The organism is Glutamicibacter sp. TV12E, assembly GCF_052441935.1.
GTDB lineage: Bacteria > Actinomycetota > Actinomycetes > Actinomycetales > Micrococcaceae > Glutamicibacter.
Map to the genome: position 1 here is coordinate 2,008,203 of NZ_JBQVVF010000001.1, position 20,546 is coordinate 2,028,748.

25 protein-coding genes are annotated in these 20,546 nt (G+C 58.8%); 21 read left to right on the top strand and 4 right to left on the bottom strand.

All coding sequences use genetic code 11. The annotated features are described in order from the left end of the window. The first annotated feature begins 248 nt into the window (after positions 1-248). The 9 genes from ACT7DV_RS09375 (at position 249) to ACT7DV_RS09415 (ending at position 6,476) form a co-directional block, all read left to right on the top strand. Positions 249-1,169 carry an N-acetylglucosamine kinase gene (locus ACT7DV_RS09375; RefSeq protein WP_444662056.1) on the top strand — a complete coding sequence of 307 codons (921 nt, stop codon included), beginning with the start codon at positions 249-251 and terminating at the stop codon, positions 1,167-1,169. A gap of 101 nt (positions 1,170-1,270) precedes the next feature. Further along, the gene (locus ACT7DV_RS09380; RefSeq protein ID WP_444662058.1) at positions 1,271-1,588 is read left to right on the top strand and encodes a non-heme iron oxygenase ferredoxin subunit; all 318 of its coding nucleotides are present in this window, start codon (positions 1,271-1,273) and stop codon (positions 1,586-1,588) included. Further along, on the top strand, positions 1,589-2,731 hold the full coding sequence (locus tag ACT7DV_RS09385) for an NAD(P)/FAD-dependent oxidoreductase (RefSeq protein WP_444662059.1): 1,143 nt from the start codon (positions 1,589-1,591) through the stop codon (positions 2,729-2,731). Next, the gene (locus ACT7DV_RS09390; RefSeq protein WP_444662061.1) at positions 2,728-3,984 is read left to right on the top strand and encodes an MFS transporter; all 1,257 of its coding nucleotides are present in this window, start codon (positions 2,728-2,730) and stop codon (positions 3,982-3,984) included. The genes ACT7DV_RS09385 and ACT7DV_RS09390 overlap by 4 nt, the downstream gene beginning before the upstream one ends. A 2-nt stretch (positions 3,985-3,986) precedes the next feature. Further along, complete coding sequence (locus ACT7DV_RS09395) at positions 3,987-4,499, top strand: DedA family protein (RefSeq protein ID WP_444662063.1); 513 nt, start codon at positions 3,987-3,989, stop codon at positions 4,497-4,499. 54 nt (positions 4,500-4,553) lie between these two features. Further along, positions 4,554-5,042 carry an Lrp/AsnC family transcriptional regulator gene (locus ACT7DV_RS09400; protein ID WP_444662065.1) on the top strand — a complete coding sequence of 163 codons (489 nt, stop codon included), beginning with the start codon at positions 4,554-4,556 and terminating at the stop codon, positions 5,040-5,042. A 200-nt stretch (positions 5,043-5,242) separates the two neighbouring features. Then, a complete protein-coding gene (locus ACT7DV_RS09405; RefSeq protein ID WP_444662067.1) occupies positions 5,243-5,488 on the top strand; it encodes a hypothetical protein in 246 nt (81 codons plus the stop codon). A 263-nt stretch (positions 5,489-5,751) separates the two neighbouring features. Next, positions 5,752-6,123 (top strand): hypothetical protein, encoded by a 372-nt coding sequence (locus ACT7DV_RS09410; protein ID WP_444662068.1) that lies wholly within the window; start codon positions 5,752-5,754, stop codon positions 6,121-6,123. A gap of 164 nt (positions 6,124-6,287) precedes the next feature. After that, positions 6,288-6,476, top strand: coding sequence for a hypothetical protein (locus tag ACT7DV_RS09415; protein ID WP_444662069.1), 189 nt, complete (start codon positions 6,288-6,290; stop codon positions 6,474-6,476). Here the strand turns inward: ACT7DV_RS09415 and ACT7DV_RS09420 are convergent. Together ACT7DV_RS09420 and ACT7DV_RS09425 are read right to left on the bottom strand one after the other, a co-directional pair. Next, entirely contained in the window at positions 6,473-6,694 is a 222-nt protein-coding gene (locus tag ACT7DV_RS09420) for a hypothetical protein (protein ID WP_444662070.1), read from the bottom strand. The genes ACT7DV_RS09415 and ACT7DV_RS09420 overlap by 4 nt on opposite strands. Next, a complete protein-coding gene (locus ACT7DV_RS09425) occupies positions 6,691-7,344 on the bottom strand; it encodes a TetR/AcrR family transcriptional regulator (RefSeq protein WP_444662072.1) in 654 nt (217 codons plus the stop codon). The genes ACT7DV_RS09420 and ACT7DV_RS09425 overlap by 4 nt, the downstream gene beginning before the upstream one ends. A gap of 106 nt (positions 7,345-7,450) precedes the next feature. Between ACT7DV_RS09425 and ACT7DV_RS09430 the strand changes: the two genes are divergently transcribed. The 5 genes from ACT7DV_RS09430 (at position 7,451) to ACT7DV_RS09450 (ending at position 13,012) form a co-directional block, all read left to right on the top strand. Beyond that, complete coding sequence (locus tag ACT7DV_RS09430; RefSeq protein WP_444662074.1) at positions 7,451-8,872, top strand: flavin monoamine oxidase family protein; 1,422 nt, start codon at positions 7,451-7,453, stop codon at positions 8,870-8,872. A 3-nt stretch (positions 8,873-8,875) separates the two neighbouring features. Continuing rightward, positions 8,876-9,748, top strand: a complete 873-nt coding sequence (locus ACT7DV_RS09435) for a universal stress protein (protein ID WP_444662076.1) — start codon at positions 8,876-8,878, stop codon at positions 9,746-9,748. 70 nt (positions 9,749-9,818) lie between these two features. Next, on the top strand, positions 9,819-11,342 hold the full coding sequence (locus tag ACT7DV_RS09440; protein ID WP_444662078.1) for an APC family permease: 1,524 nt from the start codon (positions 9,819-9,821) through the stop codon (positions 11,340-11,342). Between the two features lie 63 nt (positions 11,343-11,405). Then, entirely contained in the window at positions 11,406-11,810 is a 405-nt protein-coding gene (locus ACT7DV_RS09445; protein ID WP_444662079.1) for an arsenate-mycothiol transferase ArsC, read from the top strand. A gap of 62 nt (positions 11,811-11,872) precedes the next feature. After that, complete coding sequence (locus tag ACT7DV_RS09450; protein ID WP_444664824.1) at positions 11,873-13,012, top strand: MFS transporter; 1,140 nt, start codon at positions 11,873-11,875, stop codon at positions 13,010-13,012. 14 nt (positions 13,013-13,026) lie between these two features. Here the strand turns inward: ACT7DV_RS09450 and ACT7DV_RS09455 are convergent, their stop codons facing one another. Further along, complete coding sequence (locus ACT7DV_RS09455; RefSeq protein WP_060702576.1) at positions 13,027-13,515, bottom strand: Lrp/AsnC family transcriptional regulator; 489 nt, start codon at positions 13,513-13,515, stop codon at positions 13,027-13,029. Between the two features lie 226 nt (positions 13,516-13,741). Here ACT7DV_RS09455 and ACT7DV_RS09460 point away from each other — a divergent pair, with 226 nt between their 5' ends. Then, positions 13,742-13,948 (top strand): helix-turn-helix transcriptional regulator, encoded by a 207-nt coding sequence (locus tag ACT7DV_RS09460; RefSeq protein WP_022876090.1) that lies wholly within the window; start codon positions 13,742-13,744, stop codon positions 13,946-13,948. Here ACT7DV_RS09460 and ACT7DV_RS09465 read toward each other — a convergent pair. Beyond that, entirely contained in the window at positions 13,945-14,733 is a 789-nt protein-coding gene (locus ACT7DV_RS09465; protein WP_444662082.1) for a MerR family transcriptional regulator, read from the bottom strand. The genes ACT7DV_RS09460 and ACT7DV_RS09465 overlap by 4 nt on opposite strands. A 489-nt stretch (positions 14,734-15,222) precedes the next feature. Between ACT7DV_RS09465 and ACT7DV_RS09470 the strand changes: the two genes are divergently transcribed. From ACT7DV_RS09470 to ACT7DV_RS09495, 6 genes are all read left to right on the top strand, one after another. Then, entirely contained in the window at positions 15,223-16,041 is an 819-nt protein-coding gene (locus ACT7DV_RS09470) for a hypothetical protein (RefSeq protein WP_444662084.1), read from the top strand. Positions 16,042-16,110: 69 nt separating this feature from the next. Further along, complete coding sequence (locus ACT7DV_RS09475) at positions 16,111-16,764, top strand: peptidyl-tRNA hydrolase (protein WP_444662086.1); 654 nt, start codon at positions 16,111-16,113, stop codon at positions 16,762-16,764. 87 nt (positions 16,765-16,851) lie between these two features. Continuing rightward, on the top strand, positions 16,852-17,808 hold the full coding sequence (gene hutG, locus ACT7DV_RS09480) for a formimidoylglutamase (protein ID WP_444662087.1): 957 nt from the start codon (positions 16,852-16,854) through the stop codon (positions 17,806-17,808). 133 nt (positions 17,809-17,941) lie between these two features. Then, positions 17,942-18,886 (top strand): metal ABC transporter substrate-binding protein, encoded by a 945-nt coding sequence (locus ACT7DV_RS09485; protein ID WP_444664826.1) that lies wholly within the window; start codon positions 17,942-17,944, stop codon positions 18,884-18,886. Continuing rightward, positions 18,883-19,638 carry a metal ABC transporter ATP-binding protein gene (locus ACT7DV_RS09490; protein WP_444662089.1) on the top strand — a complete coding sequence of 252 codons (756 nt, stop codon included), beginning with the start codon at positions 18,883-18,885 and terminating at the stop codon, positions 19,636-19,638. Before ACT7DV_RS09485 ends, ACT7DV_RS09490 begins: the two co-directional genes overlap by 4 nt. Further along, on the top strand, positions 19,635-20,507 hold the full coding sequence (locus ACT7DV_RS09495) for a metal ABC transporter permease (RefSeq protein WP_444662090.1): 873 nt from the start codon (positions 19,635-19,637) through the stop codon (positions 20,505-20,507). Before ACT7DV_RS09490 ends, ACT7DV_RS09495 begins: the two co-directional genes overlap by 4 nt. Positions 20,508-20,546: the final 39 nt, after the last annotated feature.

Genomic DNA, 20,546 nt, shown 5'->3' on the forward strand with positions numbered 1-20,546 from the left:
AAATCTGAAAATGATCTGAGGGAGCGGCATTGGATTTACTGGAAAGCCCATTGCCTAATTCCTTGAATAATGGTGGAGAGCCTCATCAGGCTGACGATTTTGTGAGCGTGAACAACTACGATGAACTCACCGAACGCTCAGTGGCTCCGGTCGCCGCGAGAGCAATGTTCAAGGTCTTGCGAGTATTGCGGTCTCGAAGAACCCAGCGCACAGTAATCTGAAAACCAAGCACAAGCAGGAGTACGCAGATGACAGTTGGATTATTGGCCGTTGACGGTGGACAGAGCGGCATCAAAGTCCGCCTAGAAAACGGCAGTGAACGCACGGAAATGAAATTCCCCGGCGTGCAAACCGACGAAGCCGTCCTTCCGCAACTGGCACGCGTAACCAAGCGAATCATCTCCGAGACGCCCACGCAGATCGACACCGTCACCGTCGGAACGACCGGACTGGTCAAAGAAGAACTCGATGCCGGCCGGCTCGCAGAGCTCATTGATTCAGCAGACCTCCGGCAACTGGCCCTTGCCCATGACTCAGTGACCAGCTACCTCGGGGCGCTGGGTAATGATCACGGAGCCGTCGTCGCGGCCGGAACCGGAGTAGTCACCCTAGGCGTGGGGCCCCACCAGGTAGCCAGAATCGATGGCTGGGGACACATCATGGGAGACGCAGGCAGCGGATACTGGATTGGCCAGCAAGCCCTGATGGCTGTCATGCGCGACTACGACGGGAGAGGGGAGCGCACCGCCCTAACCGCTGTGGTCAAAGAACGATGGCCCGATCTATCCGAAGCCTATATCGACCTCCAAGCGCTGCCGGACCGCATTTCCACGGTGGCGTCCTTCGCCGCCAGCGTCGCTGAGCTGGCAGACACGGATCAAATTGCTGCCCAGATCTGCGCTCGAGCAGGCAAGGAACTGGCTGACTCGGCCGCAACCGCACTGCTCCGGGTGGGGCTGGGGAGCAGCAACTCGGTTCCGGTCGCCGCGATCGGTGGCGTCTTCGAAGGCCAGCACGTTCGCGCGTCCTTCATCCACGAGCTTCACTCCCTGCACTCAGGGGCGCAGGTCCAAGCGGTGACCGGCAATGGCCTGGATGGCGTGCAGCTACTCGCGCACCTGCCAACGGACCATCCCCTTCAAGGACTGATCTCCCGATACCACCGGTGAGGGCAACGCGAAAAGCGTCACGAGGTGGTTCACCAGCTAGGTGCTGAAGATAAATAGGTGACAAGATAGGTTCATAAGTAATGAGCACCAAAGGAGTCAGCGTGAGCTATCGTGTCGGTCCCGTAGATCTAGTCCCAGAAGGCGAATCGCTCCTAGTCGATTCCAAGGACAGCGGAGCTACCGAAGATATTGCGATCTTCCATGCCGAAGACGGCAACTTCTACGCCTTGCAGGACGAATGCACCCATGAAGTCGCCTCGCTCTCCGACGGCTGGATAGAAGACTGCTCGGTCGAATGCCCCATCCACTCCTCGACCTTCGACCTGAAGACCGGCCGTGTCCAGTGCATGCCAGCCACCGTGGACGCCCGCTCCTACACCGTGAACGTTGTTGACGGCTTCCTGGAGCTCGACATCTAAATGCCGTCAGTACATATCGTCGGCGGCGGAGTCGCAGGCTACACGCTAGCCAGGGAACTGGTGCGGCATCGCTACGCTGGAACCATCACCATCAGCGATCCACAGGGCCTGCCCTATGACCGGCCGCCACTGAGCAAATCGCTGCAGGTCGAGCCCTTCGCCCCGTTGGCCTGGTATGCCGAGCAAGGTATCAACCTCATTCAGGAAAACATCGAGGACCTCGCCGTGCCCAGTGCGGCCGATGACTGGGTCGTCCTAGCCACCGGCACTACGCCTAAGCTCTTGCAGGTTCCCGGAGCGCAGCATGCCCGCACGCTGCACACCGCCGCAGACGCATCTGCGCTGGACGAGGTCCTGGACTCATCGATGTTCGGCCTGCAGGTCCTGGTCATCGGGGCCGGGCTGATCGGCGCAGAATTCGCTTCCACCGCAAGCATGCTTGGAGCACAAGTCACCCTGGTCTCCAATACCCAAGCACCGCTGGCGGGAGTCATGGGCCAAGAGCTTGCCGAGCAGCTGCATGCGGACCACGCCCAGCGCGGAATCCGCACGATCACCGGGACGGTGGCCAGCATCGGCGCGGACCATGCGGTGGTGGATGGCGAACGCATTGATGCCAGCCTGATTGTCAGCGCCATCGGCGTGCAACCCGAAACCTCATTGGCATCGGCCATGGGACTACGCGTAGAAGACGGCATCGTGGTCGACGAAGGGCAGCGATCGGTGAATCAACGGCAGGTCCTGGCGATCGGCGATGCGGCCCGAGTGCAAGGATCGGCCCGGGCGGTGCATTGGGAAGCGGCCATGGAAGATGCCGCGCAGGCGGCCGCCACCATTATGGATGCGGCGCCGGTGCCGCGCTCGGTGCCATGGTTCTGGACCGACCGCCACGAGATGCATGTGGAGACGGTGGGCGATTTCAGCCACGCCGCACAGACCATTATCCGGCGCAACCGCCGCGGCAAGATCCAAACGGTATTCGGCTTGGACGCCACGGGGGCGCTGGTTGCCGCCAGCATGGTTGACGGCGGGCTCATGGCCAAGGCGGTCAAGCGCCTGATCTCACGAGGCATCACACCGAGTATTGGACAATTGGAAGACCCGAGCGTGGGTCCCCGTGAACTAGGGCGGAACGAACGATGAGCACAGCCGAACCCGCGAAGATGCCACTGGCATTGCAGGTGCCCACCCGGCGGGTCAGCCGCGGATGGATTGCCGCGGTGGTCACCGTCCATATCGGCATCAATGTCGGATTCTTCGCGCCGATCCAGGTGCTGCTCGGCCTGCATGCTGAACAGCTTGATGCCAGCCAGAAGGGCGCCATCCTCTCTTTGGTGACCGGTGTCGGCGCGGCAGTCTCCCTGGTAGCGAACCCGCTCTTTGGCGCGCTCAGCGATCGCAGCACCTCGAGGTTCGGGCGCCGCATCCCTTGGGTCTTCTGCGGAACCATCTGCGGTGCGCTGGCCCTGTTGCTGATGTCGACCGCGCACACCGTGGGCCTGCTGGTGCTGGGCTGGGCACTGATGCAGGCGGCCGGAAATGCGGCGGTGGCGGCCATCTTCGCCGCGATCCCGGACCGGGTCCCGGTGGAACAGCGCGGCGTGGTTGGTGGGCTGGTGGCACTCGGCCAGACTTGCGGGTCACTGATTGGCGCGGTGATTGGCATGGTTGCCGCCGGCAACCTGGTGTTCGGATATGCGCTGGTTGCCTTGGCTGTAGCCATCTGCGCCGTGCCGTTTGTGCTGATGCGCCAGGATACGCCGCTGCCCAAGGGGACACTGGAGCCGCTCAGCGCCTTGCAATTCGTGCAGAGTTTCTGGATCAACCCAGTCAGGCACAAGGACTTCGGGTGGGCTTGGCTGACCCGATTCCTGCTGTATCTGGGCAGCCAGCTGTGCTTGGTGTACCTGTTGTATTTCCTGCAAGACGCCATCGGTCATCCAAATCCCGCCCAAGGCGTGCTGGTGCTGACGGCGATCTACGCCTTCTGCGTGATTTTCTCTTCGGTGATCTCTGGAAAACTGTCGGACCGAGATGGCCGGCGCAAGAAGTACGTCATGATTTCTTCGGTAATCGTCGCCTGCGCCGCCGGAGTCATGGCCTTGTCCACGACATTCACAATGGCCATCATCGCCGCAGTGCTGTTGGGCATCGGATTCGGCGCTTATCTCGCCGTGGATTTTGCACTGCTGACCCAGGTATTGCCGACCGCGGATTCACGAGGCAAGGATCTGGGCATGATCAACATCGCTAATTCGCTGCCCCAGGTTGTCGCCCCGCTAGTGGCATGGCTGGCCGTGACATGGCTGGGCGGGTACCCGACCCTGTTCCTGTGTTCGGTAGTCGTGAGCTTGCTCGGCGCGGTGCTGGTCCGCAAGATCAAGAGCGTTCCATAACCATGGCGCAGACGGTTTCCTGGCTGATCAACGACGCGCCTTTTGGCATGACGTTCATTGCCTTTTTCCTCGGCGCCTTCACACGGGGAAATGCGACCTACTGGGTGGGCCGGGGGATCGCCAAGGGCGTGGAGCGAACCCGCTTCCACAGGCATCTGCATGGCCCGGTTTACCGCAGGGCGCAGAAGTTCATTGGCCGTTGGGGCATTCTTGCGGTGCCGCTTAGTTTCCTCACCATTGGAATCCAAAGCGCGGTCAATGCCTCCGCTGGAATCAGCCGCATGCCCCTGCGGCGCTACCTGCCGGCGGTGGCGCTGGGAGCGCTGTTGTGGTCCTTGATCTACACCACCGTGGGCATGGCCGTGTTCTACGCCTGGCTGGCGTTGGACTGGCCATGGGTGGTGGCGGGGCTGCTCGTCGTAGGCGCTGTGGTGCTAGCCGTGGTGCGAATGAGAATTCGCAAGCAAGCTGCCAAGGGCAACCCGGAGCCGGAGAATTCCGAAATCAATTGCTGAACGGTCGTATGATGATTGCAGCGATCCTCGATACCAGAGAGCAGGTGCGGCGCAATGTCGTTGAATCTATCGAAGCGCGAGAACCGCACCGTGCAACTCGATGAGATCGACCGCAAGCTGTTGGCGTTGCTCAGCAAGAATTCTCGACGGACCAATAATTCACTGGCCGAGGAGCTGGGGATTGCTGCGTCAACCTGTTTGGCACGCTTGAACGCCTTGCGTGATTCTGGCGTGATTTCCCGGTTCACCATCGAGGTGGACCCACAGGTTCTGGGCCGTGAGCTCGAAGCGCTGATCTTCGTCAAGATCCGGCCGGGCGCACGCCACCTCATGGCAAATTTCGCCAATGAGATGAAAACCAAGCCGGGAGTGCAACAGCTGTTTTTTCTCGGTGGTGCTGATGATTTCGTCTTGCATGTAGCCGTCCGCAACTCCGCCGACGTCCGGCAGTTCGTCCTTGATAACCTCTCGGCGAATCCCGCCGTGGCAACAACTCAAACGTCTCTGGTCTTTGAGCACGGACAAGGCCAGGGGGAATTCTAGCTTTAGCGAAGGGTGGCGTTGAATCCGATTTTGTCGTAGGAGTCAGCGATACCCTCGGGCATTCTTCGAAGAAATATGCTAAACTTGATGTTCTTCTCTTAGCAATGCTGTGATCCCTCGGCCGTTGAATCCCGTTCTCCGGCCAAACGACAGGGGCAAAGCGCAGCAGAGACTATACAGATGGGGAGGTCGAGAAGACGATGAATTTGGAAACTACGATTCTTACCGCAGTGGTGACCCTGATTATTTTGGCAATCGTCAGCGTCATGATGGTGATCCGCTACAAGCGGGATCACCAAGCAGAAATTCGCCAAGCCTTGGTAGCCAAGGCGCGCAGGTACGGTGTTGCTTCACCGGATGATCTGTCGAACCAGGATCTGAGCATCCAGATCCGCGAGGCCAAGCGCCAGCAAAAGAACAAGAACAATGATTTGAAAACGGCGTAGGCGGTTTCAAGAGCAGTGAAATGACCCCGGGGCAAATTTTGCCCCGGGGTTTTGCCATGTCCAAACCTGAATGCTTGAGCAGGAGATTTTTTGCTTTTGGCTATGCTCCTCGTCACCTGAAAGGTCGATTTTTCCCCAGAATCATGCGGATTGCATCACAAGACCGTGTGTGGTTCTCGACAAAAGGGTTCCACGGAAAAAACGTTTCAGAAATGATTGGTATGGCTGGAAAGACGTGATGGTTTTAAATGAGGAGCAAAGCAATGGCAACGATCCCACTCGGTGAAGATATTCTCTTGGCGCGCCATGGCGCCAACATCGTGAAGCTTCGCCAGGATCGTAAGAACCGGGAAACCATTGCCTTCCTGCGCGATGGCCAGACCGATTCTGCTTCGAACCTCTTGGCTGTCTCCGCTGGGGTGCTGAGTCCTGCCGCGAGCTTCAGCCAGGGCGCTGCAAAGTATCTCAATGACGAGGCTGAAGTCAGCCGCGGTGAAGTGCGTTCCCTGATCAAGATCTCCTTGGGCTTCAGCACCGTCATGGGGATCGTCTTTGGCGGCCTGATCTTGGCGCTGTACAAGGTCGGCGGCAACGAAGCGCTCCAGTCGTTGGCCTACATGGGTGGCGCCCAGTAGCTGACTGCTGCACTTTCCGATAGCGGGTATCCAAGGCTCCTTGGGTGCTCGCTATTTTCTATTTGTGCCCGCCGAACTTTCGCGACGGCACGCTGTCGATAACTCTCGTTTTTCTTCGGGCTCGGGCATAGGATGGCGGCAACCGGAAGAACTAGGAGCGGGCCATGCGTTTTGTTTTGGAAGTCAATTTCGATACCGAGAACATGCAGCTCAAGCCGTTGGAGGAGCTTCAACGCATTTTGGGCGACTGGTCGCAGCGCGTGGCCATGTACCCGCTGGAGCCCGGTGCCCAAGAGGATGTCTACGACTCGCAAAATGAAGAAGTCGGGGAATGGGCCATCTTGGACGACTAGCCCCGACGCTTTGAGAACCAGCCAATGGCGTAGCCTGCGGCCAGGGTCACCAGCAGGACCAGCCATAACGGCGCAGCCGTGTGGATGAGGAAGAACTCCACGCGGACGTAGGTCAGGTTCTGCAAGATGAAAACCAGCGCAACGATCACCAAGGCGATGGCCGCCCACTGCCGGGGATTCAACGAGATGCGCTGCGGCTTGCGCTCCTCTCCGCTCATGATGCGCTGCCTGTGCTCAGCAGGCCGGCAATCATGGCCGATAGCCCTCGCTGGAAAGAATCGTCACTGGTATTGATCCGCGTTTTCCATTGCGCCGCCACCGCCTGCGTGAAGTGCGGGGTGAGGTCCTTGTGATTCGTCGTATCAAAAATATCGTGCGGCGCCGCGGTGTCCATCGCAGAGCCGAAGATGAATGATTCCAGGGCAACGATAGTCGGGATGATCTCGTTTTCAGCCAGGCCGTAGTCCTTCAGGGCCTCGGCGACCCGTTCGTACATGCCAAGGGTGCGCGGGGAATCGGAGACCGGAAGCACCGCGATGATCGGGATCAATGGGATGTGGCGAGCGAACACATCGCGGTAGCTCGTTGCCCAATGCACGAGGGCTTCCTTGATCGGTTCCGTATCGAAAATCGTGGTGTCGATATCGGTCATGACCAATTCCTGGATCCACTGCATCAGGACATGCTTCGAATCCACGTGGTTGTAAAGGGCCGATGGTGAAACCCCGAGCGACTTGGCTAGGCGCTGCATCGTCAGCGACTCGTACCCGCCCTCGGAAACCAGTTCGAGCGCGTTCGCGGTGATGCGTTCGCGGCTGAGTACCGCCTTGCGCGGCCTGCCAGCGCGCCTGGCGCCCGATTCGGTCATGCGTTTCACTTCCTGACGTGGGTTGCTTCACAAGTCGATGTTCTTCCCCTATGCTATATGACAAGTAAATGAACTGAATTCATTTTATTGTTTGAGGGAGTTGTTCATGGAATATCTGGAACGCGACGTCGTTGTCATCGGTGCCGGCCCATCGGGCTTGACCGCAGCCTACGAGCTGAGCAAAGCGGGCAAGAGCGTGGCAGTGCTCGAGGCCCGCGACCGCGTTGGCGGCCGGACCTGGACCGAGCAGATGGATGGCGCCACGATCGAAATCGGCGGCCAATGGATCAGCCCGGACCAGACCGGCCTGTACTCGCTGATCGAAGAGCTGGGGATCGAGACCTTCGAGCGCTACAAGCAGGGCAAGAGCGTCTACCGCACCGAAGCCGGCGAATCGATCATCTACGAGGGCGACGATTTCCCTGTTGGCGAATCCACCGTGGCGGAAATGAACAAGCTGATCGAGCTGATGAACCAGCTGGCAGCCGAAATGAACCCGGACAGGCCGTGGGAGCACCCGCGCGCGGCAGAACTGGACACCATCTCCTTCCACCACTTCCTACGCAACAACTCCGATGACGAGACCGCATGCAACAACATCGGGCTGTTCATTGCCGGCGGCATGCTCACCAAGCCGGCCCATGCCTTCTCCGCGCTGCAGGCAGTGCTCATGGCCTCCTCAGCAGGGTCCTTCGACAACCTGGTCGATGAAGACTTCATCCTTGACCGCCGCATGAAGACCTCCATGCAGGGCGTCTCCATCGCCGTATCCCAGCGCCTGCCGGAAAATACCTTGTTCCTGGAAAACCCGGTGCTGAAGCTTGAATGGAGCGAAGAAGGCGTTGTGGCCCACGGCAGCGATGTCACCGTGAAGGCCAAGAAGGTTGTTCTTGCAGTGCCGCCGAACCTGTACAGCCGCATCAGCTACTTCCCGCCGCTGCCACGGTGGCAGCAGATCACCCACCAGCACCAGTCCATGGGCCTGGTCATCAAGGTGCACGCGGTCTACGACACCCCGTTCTGGCGCGAAGAGGGCCTGTCCGGCACCTGCTTCGGCCCGAACCACCTGGTCCAGGAAGTCTATGACAACACCTTCGACGGGGAAGAGACCGGCACCCTGGTCGGCTTCATTTCCGACGTCGAGGCCGACAAGGTCTGGTCGCTGGAAACGGACGAAGAGCGCAAGGAAGCCGTGCTGAAGGCCATGGCCGAGTTCCTGGGCGAGAAGACCCTGGATCCGAAGGTCTTCTACCTCTCGGACTTCGGCTCCGAAGAGTGGACCCGGGGAGCCTACGCCACCAGCTACGACCTGGGCGGCCTGCACCGCTTCGGCCCGACCCAGAACGACAATGTCGGCCCGATCTACTTCAGCTCCTCGGACTTGGCGGGCGAAGGATTCCAGCATGTTGACGGCGCAGTGCGCATGGGCCGCCGCTCGGCAGCGCGCATCATTGCCGAACTGGACGGCACCAGCTACGACGAGTCCTACGATGGCGTGGCAACCTTGACCGAAAAGGCGAACGCCTAAGCCATGAAACTGCTCGTAGGTTATACCGCCGACGAACGCGGCGCCGAGGCCATCGAGTTGGCCAGCGCTGTGGTGGCCGGAACCGTGGACGCATCCTTGCGGATCGCGATCGTGCTTCCGGCCGCCACCCCCTTCAGCGCCGTCTACCCGGGCGGGGACCATGGATATGAATCCATCCTCTCCGCCCAGGTAGACGCCTGGGCCGCCGAAGCTCTGGCGCTGGTTCCAGCAGGAATCAGCGCCGCGGTGGTGGCCCGTTCGGTACCCTCCATCGCTGAAGGGCTGATTGAGCTCGGCCAGGAGTCCGGCGCCCACGGCATTGTGCTCGGTGGACGCAAGCGCCATATGGGCGGGTTCTTTATGCCCGGCAACATCGCCAATGCGCTGCTGCACTCCTCCCCGTTGCCGGTGTTTATGTCTTCACCTTCCTCGCTGGATTCGCTGCGCAACGCCGAAGGACAGATCACCAGGCTGACCTGCTTCGTAGGCGACCGTCCCGGAGCACGTGCGGTGATCGACCTATCGGCCCGCGTCGCCGAGGCCCGCAAGGCCAAGCTGCGCGTTGCCACCCTAGTGGCGCACAAAGATGTGGCAGATTCCATTGACCAGCTGGATGCCCATGTGCAGAACACCCGCGAGTACTTGGGCCAGGTCACCGCTGATCTGGGTATCGATGCGCAGATCGAGGTGGTTTCCGGCGACACCATTGATGCCGCCGCAGCCCAGTTGTCTTGGCAGCCGGGGGACCTTGCCCTGCTGGGTTCTGCCCGGCTTGCCGCCCACCGCCGGTTATTCATCGGCCCCAAGGCCCAGCGCATCCTGGGCAACCTGAACGTGCCCATTGGCGTCATTCCCACCCTGGACACCACACGGTAGAAAGACCGATAAACGCTCGCTGACTTCAGCGGTTCACCGTCGAGCCGCGCCACCGCAAAGGTAATTTTCAATGTCGCAAGAATTGAGGCAGGATAACCCTCCCGAACAAAATGTTTCGGGACTGCATGAAAAGGGTCTGTCCAAAGGCACCGTGGGTGTCATGGGACTTGTTGTCATCGGCATCTCCTGCATCGCCCCGGCCTACACCCTCACCGCAGGGCTTGGCGCCACCGTGTCCGAGGTGGGCACCAGCCTGCCGGCCATCCTGATCGCCGGCTTCATCCCGATGCTGCTCGTGGCCCTGGGCTACCGCGAACTGAACAATGCCATGCCGGACTCTGGCACCTCCTTCACCTGGGCCACCCGCGCCTTCGGCCCGATGATCGGCTGGATGGGCGGATGGGGGCTGATTGCCGCGACGGTAATCGTGCTCTCCAACCTGGCGGCCGTTGCGGTGGACTTCTTCTACATCCTGATCGCCCAGCTCACCGGGCAGGACTGGATCGCGGAGCTGACCACCAACCTTTGGATCAACATCCCCACCACCCTGGTGTTCATCGCTATCGCGGCCTATATTTCCTACCGCGGCATGAACGCCACCAAGGTCTTCCAGTATCTGCTGGTCGGCTTCCAGGTCGGCGTGCTGCTGCTGTTCGCCATCATGGCCTTCACCTCGAACCAGCCCTTCGACCAGACGCCCATCAGCTTGGAGATGTTCAACCCGGCAGGCGTCGAGAGCTTCTCGGCCTTCGCCGCGGGCATTTCGCTGTCGATCTTCGTTTTCTGGGGCTGGGACGTCACGTTGACCATGAACGAGGAGACCACCGATCCGAAGAAGGTCCCGGGCCGCGGCGCAACCTGGACTGTGCTGATCATCATCGCCCTGTACCTGGCGGTCGCCACCGGCGTGCTCTATTGGGCAGGCGTGGGGACCACGGGCCTGGGCGCCGGCAACCCGGATAACCAGGAATCCATCTTCGCCGTGCTCTCCGGCCCGGTCATGGGACCGCTGGCCCTGCTGATGTCTTTGGCCATCCTGTCATCCTCGGCAGCCTCGTTGCAGTCCACCATGGTCTCCCCGGCCCGCACCCTGCTGGCCATGGGCTACTACAAGGCGCTGCCGTCGAGCTTCGCTAAGATCTCCCCGCGCTTCATGTCCCCGTCGGTGGCCACTGTGGCCTCCGCAGTGGCAGCAGCGGCCTTCTATGTGATTACCCGACTGCTCTCCGAAAACGCCCTGTGGGACACCATCACAGCCTTGGGCCTGATGATCTGCTTCTACTACGGCCTGACTGCCTTGGCCTGTGTTTGGTATTTCCGCGGGGAACTATTCGCCAGTCCGAGAAATATCATCTTCAAGTTCCTGGCACCGCTGATTGGCGGAGTGGTCCTTCTGGTGATGTTCTTTGCCACCGCCGTTGAATCCATGAATCCGGACTACGGATCCGGCTCGAATATCGGGGGAGTGGGAATGGTGTTCATCCTGGGTGTCGGCGTTCTCCTGCTTGGCGTGGTGGTGATGATCTATATGCGGATCACCCAGCCCGCCTTCTTCAAGGGAGAAACCATCAAGACCTATAAATTGCTCAAGTAATCATTCGATGATTCATGAGTATTGAACCACCCGCGAATCCATCGCGGGTGGTTCAATAGGTTCATGGCTAACTCGGTACTTTTCATTTGCTCACGCAATGCCGGCAAATCGCAGATGGCTGCCGCATTGATGGACTACATCTCTGGTGGAAAGATCACCAGCTATTCAGCCGGAACCAATCCTGGCACAGGAATCAACCAAGAATCGGTTGCCTCATTGGCACAGACCGGGGCAGACATGTCCAATGGAGAGCCCAAGGGCATTGATCCGAAGGTGGTTGAAAAAGTCGACCGCGTTGTCATTCTCGGGACCGATGCCCATCCGCAGCTCGACCCTTCGGTTACCACCGAACGCTGGGTCACCTATGAGCCCAGCGAAGACGGGATCACCGGAGCCGAGCGCATGAATATCATCAGGGATGAAATCGCTGAGCGGGTTCGTGGTCTCTTCCACGAGATGGAGCAGTAGCAATTTCACGACGAATCCTGCGCGCCGGCGCCACGCCGTGGTGGCTGCCGGGCGTCTGCTTGGTGCTGACCGGATGGTGCGCTAACCAATACGTTTCCCTGATTAACTGGTACCAGCAATTTCGTGACCTGAGCGAAGTCGAGGCCATGCTGGTGATGGGCAGCTATCTCGTGGGCATGATTCCTGCGCTGGCCTTTGGCGGCCCGCTGGCGGATTGCTTCGGACGCAAGCTCTTTTCACTGATCGCTTTGAGCAGTTCCATCTTCGGCTCGTTGATTATGGCCGCTGGAGCGCTGAACGTTGCCGGGCTCTATGCGGGCCGCGTCTTCAGCGGCCTCGGAATGGGCCTGGCGATGGTGGCCATCACCAGCTGGGTCAAATTGCTCAGCCCTGGTCCAGCTGGCGCTACCCGTGCGGCATTATGCACATCCCTCGGATTCGCGGTGGGGCCGATCGTTTCCGGCGTCATCGTCGGTTTTAGCGCACACCCCGAGATTGCGTATCTGGTTCATGCGCTCATCACCATTGCCTGGCTGGTTTTGCTTGTCGTGGCCTCCGAGGAACCCCAGATTCAACTACAGGAGGCCACCGCAACCGGCAGTGAAACAACGGTGGAAAACCGGCGCCGGTTCAACCGCGTGGTTTTGCCTTCCGCTCCGTGGGTCTTTGGCATGGCGGCCACCGGGTTCGCAGTAGTCCCGGCATTAAGCGATGGCGCTGGAGGATCCAACCTGCTCTACTCCACCGTTGCGGTCGCCGCGACCATGGGGATGGGGACCATCATCCAGCCGTTCGTCCGGCGGTACAACGACGTCCGCAAGATTTCATTGTTGATCGCTGGTTTGGTTACGGCGCTGGCCGCCCTTCTGCTGATGATTGCCGTCTCGTTGACCGGCTCCGAGCTGCTGGGAGTCGTTGCGTTTGTCGTCTCGGGGTCAGCCAATGGCATTTTGCTAGTGGCAGGGCTGAGCCAGGTGCTGGATCTGGCCGGTTCGGCGGATGTCGGCAAACTGACCGGGCGCTTTTACATGGTCTGTTTTGTTGGCTTTACGTTCCCGACGCTATTTGCCTCGTGGCGCCTTATTGCCAATCCGGTGCTGTTCATCGCAATTCTGGCGTTGCTGTGCCTGGCATCAATCGCACTGGTCTATCGTTCCCGCGGACACCTGCCGAGAGCCGGGCTGGAGGAGGTCAGCAGGTAACTGCTGGCGCTGAGCTAGTGCTGGTCTTTGCTCAGTTTCTTCAAGAGTTCGGTCGTGCGGTAGGGAATAACATCACGCAAGATCATCGAGGTGGAAGTGCGAGTAATGCCGGGGCAGAGGCGGATTTCTTCGCTGACGCGGTACAGGTCATCGGGGTCCGTAGCGGAGACCCGAATCAAAAGGTCAGTATCGCCCGCTGGGGCAACACATTCGAGGACCTCGGGAATCTGGCGTAATGCGGCAATGGCATCATTGAGTGCAGCCTGGTTCAGCTCGGCGCTCACAAATGCGCTAACACCGCGACCCATGGATGCAGGCAAGATGCGGGCGGTATTCGGACGCAACGCTCCAGAGTGGGCCAAGCGCTCCAAGCGGGTTTGAACGGTGCCGCGGGCCAGGCCAAGTTGCTGCGCGAGCATCATGATGGGCACACGAGGGTCGGCATCGAGTGCCAGGAGGATACGCCGGTCGGTTTCATCGAGCTGATACGTATCCGAATTCATGTGCTGGTCTCCTGTGACAGGTTGTGGTGCGCGTGCGTAAGTACCTCCTACAGATTTTAGTCAATATGACCAGTTCCTCCCAAATGTGTTGCGCTAACTGACCGATATTGTTGCAGCCGAGCCAGAAGCAGCGGCTCCGCCGACTGCTATGGCGCGAATCCATCCTGCTTGTCCACAAAGTAGTACTTGGCCCTCATTCGAAGGCCAAGCACAGTACCCTGTTCCTATGAGGTTTTTGCGTTTGGAAGATGTGGCAGAGGAACTGAATGTGAAGCTTCCTCAAGTTCGCGCCCTGGTCAAAAGCGGGGAACTGCCAGCCATCCAAATTGGTGGACGGGGCATGTGGCGTGTGGAGCGCGTTGAACTGGAAAACTATATCCAGCAACGCTACGCCCAGGCACGCGAAGAGATTGCCAACGACTCGCAATCCTAGAAGTCCGCAGCTTTCTGGACATAGACCTTCAACGCGTCACGGACCAGTTCCGCATGGTTGCCGTAATTCTTGGCAAACCGCTCATCGGCAACATACATCTCGGCCAATGAATTCACGTAGGCACGGTGTGCCTGCGGATCATCGGAATCGAATGGCGTTCCAGGGATGGAGCGGAGCCATTGCACATGCAGCTCGGCAACGCCCTGCGCCAGATCGCTGTCTGCGCTGGCGTCCTCCTCTCCGGCACTGATCCAGGCTTCATTCAACTCGCGTACACGATTGAAGAATTCGCCTTGCTCATCGGCATTCTTGCTTTGCCACCACTGGTTCGACCGCTGGTAGGCCTTGGCCCCCCAGCGTTCAGTGACTTCTTCCTTGTACTGCTCGTTGAATCCGTCAAAGGCTGATTCGGGTTTCATTTTTTCTCCTCGTTCCAAAGATGAAATGGTGCGTTTGAGCGTTGAGATCTGGCGATCGATTGTTCCACGCTGTGCGTTGAGCTGCCGCAAGTGCTCCCTGAGCGCTGCCAGTTCATCGCACTGTTCTTCCAGGATCCCGGCGATGTCCTCCAGCTTCAGGCCCATGTCCCTGAGCAGCAGGATCCGTTGCAACCGCACCAACTGGTTTTGGGTGTAGAAGCGGTATCCGTTCTGGGCAACATGGTCCGGTACCAGCAACCCGATGTGGTCGTAGTGGCGCAAGGTACGGCTACTGATTCCAGCGACCCGCGAAAGGTAGGAAATCGAGTATTCCGCGGGTATTGGATCCACCGGTGAATTGTTCATGTTCCTCAAGCTACAGGTTGACGCTACGTCAATGTCAAGGGGTCGAAAAATTGCAATCCAGGTTTAAACTGTGATTCAGGCCTCATGGCAAAATGCTGGATATTTTGTGGCTATTTCGCAGTTGATTGATCATATTGACCAGTAGATTCATTGCCGTTTGCGCAGGATGAATTGTCTGGTGTTCAATGAAAACAGATGACGTTGGAAAGGCTACCGCCTGATCCAGCAATGACCTATCGCGAGCGCAGACCACCCAAATCTGCATCGCTGAAAAGTTTTGGCCATCCACGCCAAGGCACGGTGAAGGCAAAATTCTGATGGCTCGTGAGCATCCCAATGTAGCGGATGCTCGCGAGCCATTTGCGTCTGCGTGGGTATTCTTGGTTCGTTCATGTAGCGTACTCCAATTTCATGGACATGCCCCGCGCCTTTCGCGCGGCGCTGGCTCTGCTCTGGAACAATGAGCGCGTAGGAACACGAAGGAGCATAGTGAGTTCAATGAGGCGCGTCTGGCAAAACTGGTGGATGCAAATTGCCGGCGGCATTTTAATTGTGGTCATCGTTGTGATGCCCTGGCTGTGGATCGGGGAAGAAGACCGCTCGATTTTGCCGCTCGCTGGCAACGATGCGCTCGGCCTGATTGTCGTCTCCAGCCTGACCGCGCTATTGGGCAGTTGGCTAGTGCGTCGCGTGGGTCGCGGGAGAACCGGGTTCGCGGTTGTGACCGCCGTGGGATTATTCCTGGGGATGCTCGGATTAGGGGCACAGGGAATATATGCCACGAATCCTTCGGCCTTCAGCGGGAACCTCGCCCAAGCATCAGTAACTCAACTATGGGTCTTCGGATCCTTGCTGGTCCTGAGCCTGGCCTGGTATTTTTTGAGCGCAAAGTTGCGTCTTCCCGTGGCGGCGCTCTTTTATGCCACCATGACGGTCAGCGTGAGTTATTGGCTGCAGATCGTCGCATCGCTCATCGCCGGAGCGCAGTCTTACTACGTATACCTCTGGTATGCCGGGCCGTTGATCTTGGGGCTGATCCTTGGATATGTCGGATTCCTGCGCGCTATCAACCTGGTCTTTTGGGTGGTGGCCCTGGCTTTCCAATGGGTGATGCCAGCCGTGGTGGAAAGTTTGGCGAAAGCAATACAGTCCGAAGCCCAAATAGGCCGGGCGGCGAGCGCCTTCAGCAAGGAATTCAGTGCATCAATAGTCGAGCTCGACTGGCAAACTCCGCTGATTGTCAGCCTCGCAGCCGCCATGCTTACCAGTGTCGTTATCGTGATTGTCCGCAAGGTGCGCCGGCGCTGACCTTGGCAGTGAAGTGCGGCTCCGGCAATCTGGCAATCTTCAGCCCACGTCGCAATCTAGAATGAGTTCATGGATGAACTGCGCGAACGCGATCCCGAAGAACTAGTCCAGCCCATAATCCTGCGCATCGATAAAGAGGATCCTTCAACCGAAGACGAAGGACTATCTGCAGTTTCGCGCGCTGCGGTCATCGCCTATCTGCAAAATCCCCGCAACCCGGACTGGCAGCAATGGGCGTCCCAGGCTTTCGCCAAATCGGTTCGCCGCGCTAATCCAAAGATGTTCGCCAAGGTCTTGGAAATGTACCCCGACCAGATGGTCAGCGAGGTGGGCAAAGCCCAGGCCGTTGGCCTGCCTCCTCTTCCGGCAGCGAATCTCCCCAAGCTCATCGCGAAATTGCAGGTCTCTGGGACCGAGCTTCCCAAGAGCGATGAGGTACTGAGCTCCGCGGTGAATATAGCGGTTAATGATTCACTGCAGATGTCCACCGGCAAGGCCGCCGCACAGTGCGCCCACGCGCTCTTTGCCTGGCTGGCTGAATCTGATGGCCAGGGGATCGAGGAATGGCTCAAGGTTCATGCGCCCGTGGGGATTCGGCACTTATCGCGCCAAGATTTTGAGGCCCTTTCTGAACGAGCCAGTGGCCCGGTGATTCAAGATGCTGGCCGTACTGAAATTGAGCCAGGGTCCACGACGGCTTTCGTATTCATTCAAGAACACTAGCCAGCCAAGTTGGTGCTGTCCAGAATGCCGGACAGCACCTTCTTATTTCTGCTAGACCGCGTGGGTCCGATCTGCTGTGCTGGTCTTATGGGCGAAAACGGCAAGGCAATAGAGATTCAGACCGACCAAAGCGCACAGCGGTGGGCGGGCCGGGTAGACGGTTCTGCTGTGCAGCACCTGCGCTGGCATCAACAGATTGCTGCGCAAAAATCCCAGAATCTGAACGATGCGGTGGCGCTGATTGGTTTCCGCTCGGATGCCGGGGTGCAACGCAATCAGGGCCGTATTGGCGCTTCTGATGGACCGGCAGCGTTGCGCGCCGCACTGAGCCCCATGGCCATCCATAAGCAGCGAGCAATGGTGGACCTCGGAGATGTCGTCGTTGAAGGTGACGAGCTGGAATCAGGCCAGGAGCGCTTGGCCAATGCGGTGGCGCAAACACTGGGCACTGGAGCGTTGCCCATCGTGCTAGGCGGTGGACATGAGACTGCTTATGGCACCGGCCTCGGGTTATTGCAGCACCTGGCAGATGATCATTCCACGAGGATCGGCATCCTGAATCTGGATGCGCACTTCGACCTGCGGGACGAGGGGCAACGAACCAGCGGCACGCCATTTCTGGATCTGCATCAAGAAATGCAGGAGCAAGGCCTTGAATTCCACTACGCAGTACTCGGAATCTCGCGTCCTGGCAATACCGCGGCGCTCTTTGCCAGGGCAGACGAGCTCGGCGTTCCCTACTTGCTGGACGAGCACTGCGAGCTAGAGCAGATCAGTCGATTTGTCGCTGATTTCCTTGAGCGCATCGACGTTCTGTACCTGACTATTGACTTGGATGTATTGCCGGCAAGTGTGGCCCCTGGTGTAAGTGCCCCCGCAGGTTTCGGAGTTCCCTTCGAGCGAATCCTGGCGGCATGCCGGCAGGTTGTCGCCAGCGGGAAACTTGCGGTTGCCGATGTTGTCGAGCTGAATCCCCGCTACGATGTCGACTCTCGTACAGCACGCAGCGCTGCCCGTCTGATCTATGAAATTGCCCTGGGGTAATTTCGACACAGATTGATTGTTTGACCCCTCAAACATTATCCTATGAAGGAGCGAAGATCTTCGCTCCTGTTGTCTTGCAAAGAGGCAGAGGCAATGGAGCGAAGCTCAGGATATGAGGGCACGAGTGAAAAAGATGACCGGTCGACGCAGGGCAGCGAGCTGGCTGGCCATGCTTGTTGCACCCTTGCTCCTTTTTGTCACCGGATGCGCGCCGGCCAAAAGCCAGGATGCTATCGGAACAGGGCCAGCCGACTCGCGTCCTGTGGTGCTGACGACCTTCACTGTCTTGCAAGATATCGCCCAGAATGTCGCCGGCGAGCACCTGCGGGTGGAATCAATCACCCGACTCGGAGCAGAAATCCATGGCTACGAACCGACGCCGGACGATCTGCGCAGGGCCTCCCATGCAGATCTGATTCTGGACAATGGCCTGAATCTTGAAGCGTGGTTTGCTCAGTTTGTCCAAGAGAACTCCGCCCCGCATATCACGGTCAGCGAAGGCATCGAACCCATTGGCATCGTCCAGGGCGAGGGAGCGGGGAAGCCGAATCCCCATGCCTGGATGAGCCCCATCAACGTACAGCGATACGTTCAGACTATTGCGCAGGCCTTTAGCGAGCTGGATCCAGCCCACGCGCCGGATTATCAGGACAATGCCAAGTCGTACCAGGCGAAACTGCAGAAAGTGCAAGATGACTTGGCTGCGGAACTCCAAGGCATACCGCAACGGGAACGGGTGCTGGTGACGTGCGAAGGCGCCTTCAGCTATTTGGCGAGGGATGCCGGACTGAAAGAAAAATACCTCTGGGCAGTCAACGCGGAATCACAAGCAACGCCGCGCAAAGTCGCCTCGGCGATTGACTATGTTCGAGACAATCATGTCCCCGCGGTCTTTTGCGAGTCCACAGTCTCCGACGCCGCCATGCAACGAGTTGTCGAGTCTACCGATGCGCACTTTGGCGGAACACTGTATGTGGACTCCCTCTCCGAGCCTGGCGGACCAGTACCTAGCTACCTGGAGCTGATTACCCATGACACCCAGCAAATCGCCCGAGCCTTGAAAGGCCAAGCATCATGAATACACAGTGCAACGCCGATCTGGCCATCGATGTCACCGATGCTACTGTGCACTACGGCCAAGTCCAGGCCCTAGACCACGCCTCGCTGCAATTGGCGCGAGGAACCGTCTGCGGGCTGGTGGGAATGAACGGTTCCGGAAAATCAACGCTGTTCAAAACCATCATGGGACAAATCAAGCCTGATACCGGAAGCGTCAAGATCAGTGGAACCGATCCGCTGCAAGCACGCAAAAGCGGACAACTTGCCTACGTTCCGCAAAGCGAGCTAGTTGACTGGAACTTCCCGATATCTGTTCGCGACGTTGTGATGACAGGCCGCTATGGCCACATGGGATGGACCCGACGTGCTAGGAAAAAAGACCATGCGGCGGTGAACGAAGCCCTAGAACGCGTAGAACTAACGGAGTTTGCCAATCGGCAAATCGGGCAGTTATCAGGCGGGCAGAAGAAGCGTGCGTTCGTGGCTCGTTGCATCGCTCAGGGAGCAAGCATCATGCTGCTAGACGAACCATTTGCCGGAGTGGACAAGCGCAGCGAAGCGACCATCACCAAATTGTTGCGTGAGGTGGCCGATGAGGGCGGCAGCGTGCTGATTTCCACCCATGACCTGCATGCTCTTCCGGACCTGGCCGATGAGGCAGTCTTGTTGATGCGCAAGGTCTTGATGCATGGGCGGCCCGAGGCGGTCCTGCGCGCAGAAAACTTGGCTTTGGCGTTCGGCCTGGACCCGATGAAACGAGATGCATCATGAACCTGATTGAATTGCTGGCGGAGCCACTGAGCTACACGTTCATGATCCGTGCCCTATCAGTGACGATTATTGCTTCGGTGCTCTGCGCGCTGCTCTCTTGCTGGCTGGTGCTCATCGGCTGGTCGCTGATGGGAGATGCTGTCTCCCACGCGGTATTGCCCGGCGTCGTATTGGCCTATATTGTCGGGGCTCCTTTTGCCCTGGGCGCACTCATCTTCGGGTTTTTGGCCGTGGCGCTGATCGGGGGAGTGCGAGATACCACCAAGCTGAAGGAAGACGCAGCCATTGGAATTGTCTTCACCACGTTGTTTTCCTTCGGACTGGTGCTCATCTCGGTTACTCCCAGCCATATCGACTTGAACCACATCATCTTTGGCAACCTGCTGGGAGTCTCGTCGGCAGACTTGTGGCAGGTATTGATTCTGGGAGCCGCGACCTTCGCAATTCTGATCCTCAAGCGCAAAGACTTCACCCTCTATGCCTTTGATCAGACGCACGCCCACGCGCTGGGAATGAACCCGCGGGTGATCGGTGCGATTCTCCTGGGGTTGCTGGCCATGACTTCGGTTGTTGCACTGCAGGCCGTTGGAGTAATCCTCGTGGTGGCCATGCTGATCATCCCGGGCGCTACCGCCTTCCTGCTGACCGACAAGTTTTCAAAGATGCTGGTCGTCGCCCCGGTACTCGCGGCCTGCGCTGGAATTCTCGGGGTCTACGCCAGCTACTTCCTAGATGCCTCAACGGGGGGAATGGTGGTTATGGCCCAAGGGCTGATTTTTGTCCTCATTTATCTCTTCAGCCCACGGCAGGGATTGGTCGCGACGCGACTTGCCAAGCATCGTCGTCGCAATACGCTGACCATGCAGTAATAAATATCAGCACCTTTGGGGACAACGATTCGCAGAGAA

Excerpts from the sequence above, each read along its gene's own strand:
- ACT7DV_RS09410 (WP_444662068.1), top strand. The coding sequence starts at position 5,752 with ATGGCAACGATCCCACTCGGTGAAGATATTCTCTTGGCGCGCCATGGC.
- ACT7DV_RS09435 (WP_444662076.1), top strand. The coding sequence starts at position 8,876 with ATGAAACTGCTCGTAGGTTATACCGCCGACGAACGCGGCGCCGAGGCC.
- ACT7DV_RS09395 (WP_444662063.1), top strand. The coding sequence starts at position 3,987 with ATGGCGCAGACGGTTTCCTGGCTGATCAACGACGCGCCTTTTGGCATG.
- ACT7DV_RS09420 (WP_444662070.1), bottom strand. The coding sequence starts at position 6,694 with ATGAGCGGAGAGGAGCGCAAGCCGCAGCGCATCTCGTTGAATCCCCGG.
- ACT7DV_RS09485 (WP_444664826.1), top strand. The coding sequence starts at position 17,942 with ATGACCGGTCGACGCAGGGCAGCGAGCTGGCTGGCCATGCTTGTTGCA.
- ACT7DV_RS09465 (WP_444662082.1), bottom strand. The coding sequence starts at position 14,733 with ATGAACAATTCACCGGTGGATCCAATACCCGCGGAATACTCGATTTCC.
- ACT7DV_RS09400 (WP_444662065.1), top strand. The coding sequence starts at position 4,554 with ATGTCGTTGAATCTATCGAAGCGCGAGAACCGCACCGTGCAACTCGAT.
- ACT7DV_RS09455 (WP_060702576.1), bottom strand. The coding sequence starts at position 13,515 with ATGAATTCGGATACGTATCAGCTCGATGAAACCGACCGGCGTATCCTC.
- ACT7DV_RS09375 (WP_444662056.1), top strand. The coding sequence starts at position 249 with ATGACAGTTGGATTATTGGCCGTTGACGGTGGACAGAGCGGCATCAAA.
- hutG (WP_444662087.1), top strand. The coding sequence starts at position 16,852 with ATGGGCGAAAACGGCAAGGCAATAGAGATTCAGACCGACCAAAGCGCA.
- ACT7DV_RS09475 (WP_444662086.1), top strand. The coding sequence starts at position 16,111 with ATGGATGAACTGCGCGAACGCGATCCCGAAGAACTAGTCCAGCCCATA.
- ACT7DV_RS09405 (WP_444662067.1), top strand. The coding sequence starts at position 5,243 with ATGAATTTGGAAACTACGATTCTTACCGCAGTGGTGACCCTGATTATT.
- ACT7DV_RS09490 (WP_444662089.1), top strand. The coding sequence starts at position 18,883 with ATGAATACACAGTGCAACGCCGATCTGGCCATCGATGTCACCGATGCT.
- ACT7DV_RS09445 (WP_444662079.1), top strand. The coding sequence starts at position 11,406 with ATGGCTAACTCGGTACTTTTCATTTGCTCACGCAATGCCGGCAAATCG.
- ACT7DV_RS09440 (WP_444662078.1), top strand. The coding sequence starts at position 9,819 with ATGTCGCAAGAATTGAGGCAGGATAACCCTCCCGAACAAAATGTTTCG.
- ACT7DV_RS09385 (WP_444662059.1), top strand. The coding sequence starts at position 1,589 with ATGCCGTCAGTACATATCGTCGGCGGCGGAGTCGCAGGCTACACGCTA.
- ACT7DV_RS09460 (WP_022876090.1), top strand. The coding sequence starts at position 13,742 with ATGAGGTTTTTGCGTTTGGAAGATGTGGCAGAGGAACTGAATGTGAAG.
- ACT7DV_RS09415 (WP_444662069.1), top strand. The coding sequence starts at position 6,288 with ATGCGTTTTGTTTTGGAAGTCAATTTCGATACCGAGAACATGCAGCTC.
- ACT7DV_RS09390 (WP_444662061.1), top strand. The coding sequence starts at position 2,728 with ATGAGCACAGCCGAACCCGCGAAGATGCCACTGGCATTGCAGGTGCCC.
- ACT7DV_RS09425 (WP_444662072.1), bottom strand. The coding sequence starts at position 7,344 with ATGACCGAATCGGGCGCCAGGCGCGCTGGCAGGCCGCGCAAGGCGGTA.
- ACT7DV_RS09430 (WP_444662074.1), top strand. The coding sequence starts at position 7,451 with ATGGAATATCTGGAACGCGACGTCGTTGTCATCGGTGCCGGCCCATCG.
- ACT7DV_RS09495 (WP_444662090.1), top strand. The coding sequence starts at position 19,635 with ATGAACCTGATTGAATTGCTGGCGGAGCCACTGAGCTACACGTTCATG.